This window comes from Frankia sp. CgKIO3, assembly GCF_977946435.1.
In genome coordinates this window covers 1-4,080 of sequence record NZ_CDWTMO010000250.1, presented here as the reverse complement: position 1 = coordinate 4,080, position 4,080 = coordinate 1, and the positions used below count along the sequence as shown (strand labels likewise).

Annotated in this window: 5 protein-coding genes; 1 reads left to right on the top strand and 4 read right to left on the bottom strand. The window is 71.4% G+C overall.

Features of this window, described 5'->3' with window-relative positions:
* Positions 1-249: 249 nt before the first annotated feature.
* A complete protein-coding gene (locus AC08OJ_RS18965; protein WP_476594620.1) occupies positions 250-888 on the top strand; it encodes a hypothetical protein in 639 nt (212 codons plus the stop codon).
* Here AC08OJ_RS18965 and AC08OJ_RS18960 read toward each other — a convergent pair whose 3' ends face one another.
* The 4 genes from AC08OJ_RS18960 to AC08OJ_RS18945 form a co-directional block, all read right to left on the bottom strand.
* A complete protein-coding gene (locus AC08OJ_RS18960; RefSeq protein ID WP_476594621.1) occupies positions 889-1,335 on the bottom strand; it encodes a hypothetical protein in 447 nt (148 codons plus the stop codon).
* Between the two features lie 306 nt (positions 1,336-1,641).
* Positions 1,642-2,208, bottom strand: coding sequence for an alpha/beta hydrolase (locus AC08OJ_RS18955; RefSeq protein WP_476596447.1), 567 nt, complete (start codon positions 2,206-2,208; stop codon positions 1,642-1,644).
* Positions 2,209-2,220: 12 nt separating this feature from the next.
* Positions 2,221-2,415, bottom strand: a complete 195-nt coding sequence (locus AC08OJ_RS18950) for a (2Fe-2S)-binding protein (RefSeq protein ID WP_462189201.1) — start codon at positions 2,413-2,415, stop codon at positions 2,221-2,223.
* A 265-nt stretch (positions 2,416-2,680) separates the two neighbouring features.
* Entirely contained in the window at positions 2,681-3,772 is a 1,092-nt protein-coding gene (locus AC08OJ_RS18945; protein WP_476596446.1) for an OmpA family protein, read from the bottom strand.
* Positions 3,773-4,080: the final 308 nt, after the last annotated feature.

The window sequence follows — 4,080 nt, the reverse complement described above, 5'->3', positions numbered from 1 at the left end:
ACCCACCACCCCCCTCGACCTCCTCGGCGAGTGGTCAGACCTCCTCGGCGAGGGGTGAACCCCCGGACGCCCGCTTACCGTTCGCAACGCTCCTCCCGGATCCGGGGACCGCTGTGCGCGCGGCATCGGTCCTCCGGCGGAAACCACGGCGACGCATCCAGAGAATCGGCGGTGAGGCAACCGTCGAATGCCACACAATGCCGCCGATGCTGTAGTCGGTGTGCTGCGTTTCGCGTTACCGTGTGCCGCATGCCGTCGGCGGGTCTGGCCTGGCAGACACTCTCCGATCCGGGCGCGCTCGCCCTGGTCGATTCCGAGTCCAACCGGGCCGCCGCGCTGGCCCGGCCGCACCCCGCGGACCTGCCCATGGTCCAGATCGTCGACCTCGAACGTCTCGTCTGCGGTTGGCTGGCTCCGGCCAGCCGCCCGCAGTCCGAGCGGCACCTCCGTGAGCAGATGATCGTCGATCCGCTGCACACCCTGCGCGGGATGTGCTGGCTCATGGCGATGTGGGTCGTCGCGATACATCTCCGGACGGGACGACAGCCGACTGCCGTCGTCGCCGGCCTGGCGTTCCCGGGGATCTGGCGAGGACCGGAGGCCCCGAAAAGCGCCCAGCTCTGGGAGGACCTCGCCGGGCGGATTCGGCTCGGCGTCCTCGCCGCTCTCACCAGCGACGTGGCGACCGACGAACAGTTTCGCGAGGCACTGCGCCATCCCGCCGACATCACGTCGATTCTGGTGCATTACGCCCTGCTCATGATGGCGGGCCTGCACCGGCAAATGCTCGACAACGGCGTGGACCCGAAGGAGATGGCGGGCACGTTGGCGCTCTACACCGTAGACCCGCAGGAACGGGCCACCGCCTGCTTCCGCCCGCTGACCTGATCAGCGGCCGTCACCCCCGGGCTGCGCCTTGCGGGTCGGCGAGGGACGCGGGCCACGAGTCGCGGCGGCCGAACGCGCCGCGGAACCGAGGCGTAGCGACGGTGCGGCACGCAGGGACGCCGGGCTCGGCACAGGCGACGCCGCGGAGAGGACGGGAACGGCCGAGGCTGCGGGAACGGCCGAGGCGGCGGGACCCCCCGGAACCGCGGGGATGGCTTGGTCGGCGGCATCGATGTAGACGACGCGAGTACTCCCGCCGTGCCCGTGGATGGCGAGTAGTGTCTCCATTGTCGGATAGATCCCGATGGAATCGTGTTCGGAGTCCCACCACAGCACGCAGGTGCCGTCTGGGGCCTGCGCCCCGAACGCGACCGCACCCGTCCCGGAGACGCCGGAGACATCGACGTCACGCTCCAGCTGAAACCGCCGCACCTGGCGAGCGGACATCGCCACGACCTCCTCACGGGGTACCGTACTGTACCCGTAGGCATCGCCCGTGATCCGGCTGGCGCAGCCGACTCAGCGCCATCGCCGACCTCGCGCCTCGCAACCAGCGAGGCGTCGCGGCTCGGCCGGATCGACCGGCCGATGCTACCTCTCAGGCGGACTTTGGCCGGTTGGCCCACGGTAGCCGGCAATGTCGGGGTGAGTCATCCATATGCCGTCGTGGCAGCGCAAGGGTGATCCCACCACGCGGTAGCTCGCGGGTGGACCGATGTGCCCGCGCGCGGAGACACCGTCGGAGCGTGATGGTCACATGGCCCGACGCACGGTCACCGCGGAGGCGGGCCGGTCCGCCGGCGGTCCGAGATAGCGGTCATAGCCGGTCTCATTCCGTAGTCGACGGGCCAGGAACGCGACCGTGTAACGGACCGTGAGTCGATGGGCCTCGGTGACGTCGATCACCGCTGAGACGTCATGCAGCCGGTCCGCGGCCAGGGCCAACAGGGACGCCTGCCGCCCGGAGGCCGCGTCGAGCATCGTGTCACCGGGATGATCGGGGGCCGCGACGACGAAACCGTGGCTGGCGAGCGCCTCCATCAGGTATGCCGCCTGCACCCGGCTCCCCACTCTGCCTTGGGAGAACACCACGAACGCGAAGGTGCCCGCGGCCGGCGGGGCGTCCGTCACGGCCACCGCCGAGTCGAACCCGATGTCGCCGACGAGCAGATAGTGGGCGAGCCGGAGCCGGTCGGCGGGCGCGGCGGTCAACGGCGGGGGACGCGGCGCCGGGAGCTCGATCGTTGCGGATGGTCCGGGCGGTACGGGTCGCGGGCGGGCGGGCCGCCACGCGGGGTACCACAACGAGGTGACCAGCACCCCTCCGGAACCCTACCCCGCCCTGGCGACCGGGCTGCCGCGGCGCGCGTACGCCTCGTCCAACAGCTCGGCGATCTCCTCTACACAACCGCCACAGCCCGTCCCGGCATCACATCGCTCGCCGACGGCGTCAACGTCGCAGGCACCCGACGCGATCACATTGCGTAGCATCCGGTCGGACACCGCGAAGCATGAACAGACGAGCACCGCACCTCACCACGCCCGAGACAGCCAGCACGCGGACGGCCAAGCGGCAGTTCGCGACCCTGTCGATCTGTCGATGATCCTTCGACCCCGTGGGGCAGTCGACCCTACGGAGCAGCCTTAGCTAAGGCTTCCCTAAGCAGAGGGTGCCATGGGCCACCGGCCGCAGGCAAGACGGTCGCGCATCCGCGACATCACCGTGACACTGGGCCGGAAATCGGCCGGACTGCAGATCGACCGGATCAGCCGGGATCGGGCTCGCCCAGAATCAGCGATCGGGCCACGGGACGATCTCGACCCGACGGTTGGCCGCCCGTCCCCGGGGCGTGGCGTTGTCGGCCTCCGGCCACCGGGAACCGAACCCGGCGACGCGCATGAGGTCGGGACGTACGCCCCGGTCCGTCAGGTAGTCGGCAGTCACCCGGGCCCGGTCCAGAGACAACGCCTGATTGAGGGTCGCCGGCCCGAAGGCGTCGGTGTGGCCGCCGACCAGGACCACGACCCGGCCGGCGCGCAGCGCCGCCGCCACCCGGTCAAGCCAAAGGCGGGCCGGCGGGCTCAGTGTCGCTGCGCCGACCGGGAACGTCACGTTCCGACCGTCGAGGGCAGCGCGTAGGGCCGCGAGGGCCCCGGCGTCGGAGGTGGGCTTCGCCGCCGGGGCGGCAGGCTTCTCTCCCGGGACGACAAGCCGGTTGTCCAGGGTGGCATCAGGAACGGTGGTACCAGCCGCCGCCAGCACCTGGGCGCCGAGGCGCCGCCTCGTGGCCTCGTCCGGGGCGCTGCCGGCCACCGCCACGGTCGTCCCGGAGACTGTGACCGAGTGGTTCCCGGGGAAACCGCGCAGCGCCGCCGCGACGGCGGCCACCGCCTCCACCGGCGGCTCCGCCATGGCCGGGTCGACCCGGACCTCGCCGGTCACCGACCCGCCGCTCGCGTCCGCCACGGCGGCGAGCAACACGGCACGGCTCGCCCGGTCGGGCACGGTCGCCGTGATCGACAGTCCTCGGCCGGCCACGGCGAGCACCAGGGGGCGCGCGGGTTCGGTCGCGATGACCACGTCGTCACCGAGACGCGCGGAGGTCGTGCCGGCGACCGCGGCCGAGGCCCGCGCCTGTTCGGCGGCGGCGGCACTCGGGAAACGACCGGTGACGACCGCATCACGCCCCTCGACGTGAACCTGGGCGTGCCCGCCGCCGGTGGACCGGACCGCCGCGGTCGCCCGGGCGGAAAGATCATCTTCGATGGGACCGCGGTGCAGGGCGAACGCGACAAGAGCAAGCAGCAACCACGCCAGCACGAGTGCGATGGCGAAGGCGACCGGGCGCGGGCGTTGCAGACGCACGGCCGTGGACAGGGACATCGATCGGACTCCGAGCAGGATCGGACCGGACGCGGGATCTTCGAGGTGGCGCTGATCGTCGGGACAGGGCCGATCTTCGAGGTGTTGGGGAGGGGGTGCCGCAAGGTCGGACGCGGCCGGGAAAACCACTTTCCCGCAACTTTCGCACATCGGTCCCAGAAGTAACGCATCGGGGCGAAAGATGCACCCACCTGGGGAGCCGCACCAGGCCGACACGGTCGGATCGGCATCGGCCACCCACCGCGATCAGTTCGCGTGCACTCCGTCGGCTCGCGCCACCGGCGTGACCCGCACCGCCATGCTGGAGG

Bases quoted from the DNA above. Each gene is read 5' to 3' on its own strand.
- AC08OJ_RS18965 (WP_476594620.1), top strand. From the start codon at position 250: ATGCCGTCGGCGGGTCTGGCCTGGCAGACACTCTCCGATCCGGGCGCG.
- AC08OJ_RS18960 (WP_476594621.1), bottom strand. From the start codon at position 1,335: ATGTCCGCTCGCCAGGTGCGGCGGTTTCAGCTGGAGCGTGACGTCGAT.
- AC08OJ_RS18945 (WP_476596446.1), bottom strand. From the start codon at position 3,772: ATGTCCCTGTCCACGGCCGTGCGTCTGCAACGCCCGCGCCCGGTCGCC.